Below are 2,424 nucleotides of genomic sequence, written 5' to 3'. Positions count from 1 at the left end.
TTGCCTCCAGAACTATACACACTATCATTTATCTGAGGAAAACCGGTCGGCGTTCCATTATCACCAACGCCAATTTTTACCACACCCTCAGGAATATTTGTATCATTAATTCCTTTATAGTTTTCGAAAAATACATTGCGTGTACTAGCAGGGGAACTAAAGTCTGGAGCTACTAAGCGGGCATAAAAACCCCCACTATTCACAGCAGAATTACCTGCTGCACTTATAGGTGACTGGGCCCATAGATCAGCTGCGGCATCATTTAGCGTCCCACCGGCATCACTATATAGTCGTCTGTTTCCCTGACCATACAATGTACCGTTTTTAGTTTCATATTTTTTAAGGGTACCTGGCCATACTTTAAACGTATCTCCTACTTTAGGTTCTAACATAGGCAGATAGGCATAGGGCAACGTCGTACTGGTTTGATAAGGGTCATCTGGGACAGTAATCGTACCAGCTGGTGTGGTATTAATAGTTTGATTTAAATCCGTGATAAATTTCTGCACACTATTAGCAATATCAAGTGAGGTCTCAGCGTAAAAGAAGCCGCCGTTGCCATAGTCAGGGCCGCCCCATTTACAGGCATTTTTTGCATCTATATTAGTTGTTGCGTCACAATTATAAGTACCGTCAGATTTTTTAGGGATGCCAGCAAATGATGAACCAAATCCTGCTACTGCTGTTCTAATACTTGCTCCAGATGGATTTTTAGTTTTGTCATGCAGTTTTTTGGCATACTCCCCAATATACTCCCAGCCACCTGTTTCGCCGACAAACAGATTAGATTGCAATTTTGGTGACACCAATCCAGTTGGTATACCACTAATTTCATAAGAGCTGGTTAATGAATGGTTCATAATCGTACGAGCCATATCAGGCTTGGTCGAGTTTGGCGCACCATCAGTTAAGAAGTAGATACCATTACTGTCACAGGATTCTTTACTACTGCCTTTAATATAAGCGGTACCATTAGAATTTTTAGTGTCTGCTGCTGAATATCTCAGACCACCTACTTCATTTTCTGTACCGGGGCTTAGAGAAAATGGACTGGTTCGATAAGAAACTAAACCTCTAATGCCCTCTCCATACCCCCATACAGTGCCAACGATAGGTTCGATATCAAGTGGTTCTTGATCTACCTTCAACCAACCACCATAGCGCCATCCAACAGGTAGAGCTTCATAAGTATCCCAAAGATTGTCTATAGAAACATTTTTACCAGTTAAATCTTTTATCTTCGTTTTAAAATCAGCTTGACTAGATATTCTCGTCCATCCACCAGAACCATTAGGATAGTAAATACCATTATTGACAGTGCCTTGAGCTATATTGTTACCACTGCGTCCTGGCCAATTATTCACGCACTGCTCAACGACCGCTCCAATCGCTGACGTTTTATCTGGACCTAGCTCAACGCAGACAAAATAGATCTGCTTGTCATCATTACCTTTTTGCTTAACCATATAACCATCATAAATAATACCTACAGTTCTGACAGTACTACTATTCACACCAGTTCCTGTACCCATCATATAAGCACCCGCTTCTGCATAAGCATGAGCAGTAGGTGTACCACTTGAGGATTTAGTAACGTCTGGATATCTATTACTAGAGAGTTTAAGATCCGAGTTTGCTGTACCGTCCTCATTCGTGGTGGTATCAAGCGATTTAAAGCCTGCCAACGCTTTAATGATTTTTCTGCGTTGTTCAATAGTCAGAGGTGCCGAAGGTACTAATATACGCCCAGAGTGACCATCAACTAATACGTTGGTTGCTGTGCCAATGGTGATGCTCTTTTTCTGACCACCTTCCTGATATTCAGCTTTGGATGAAAAGTGCCCAAGACCCATATAAACTTTATTGCTGATTTGATCACTTGCTAGCAATGGTATCAGTGCATCTTTTAATCGTGATAGCCGATCTAGTTCTGTAACCGTTTTGGCACTCGCTCCCTGCCCAACCTCCTTCGCACAGCCGCGCACATAATAATTAATCGTTTCAGAACCGATAGTGACACTCTTTTTAATAGAGGTTTTATTAAAAGTGTCACTAGCCGGATTTTTATCAAAAAGATTGTAGGCCCACTCGTGAATGATATTAGTATTCCTATTTTTATCATATTCACCTACTTCAACCCGCCGACACAACGGTTGATCTACATCACCAGGGCTACCATATTTATTATTTTTGGGAATAACCAATGAGCTGATACCCATCGATCCTGAGGTATCGATCATCATCATCAAGTTAGTACGCGCAGCAGAAGCTGGCTGATAAATACTGAGGTCACCGATACTGCTTACTTTGCCATCTTGGTTGACAGCGGCTTGAGACATGCTCATACACATCATGCCAAGTACAGCAGCACTTAAGCTAGAGATGCGCCACCAAGAGCTAATATGTTTTTGAGCATCAGATTCG

At 41.8% G+C, this 2,424-nt stretch carries 1 pseudogene; it reads right to left on the bottom strand.

The features are described from left to right. Positions 1-2,339: pseudogene (locus tag V7D75_RS11860) on the bottom strand (hypothetical protein); the annotation flags it as partial. Positions 2,340-2,424: the final 85 nt, after the last annotated feature.

It is taken from the genome of Psychrobacter sp., assembly GCF_036731945.1.
In the GTDB taxonomy this organism is placed as follows: Bacteria; Pseudomonadota; Gammaproteobacteria; order Pseudomonadales; family Moraxellaceae; genus Psychrobacter.
The sequence above is the reverse complement of the archived record's forward strand: the minus strand, read 5'-3'. Positions and strand labels throughout refer to the sequence as shown.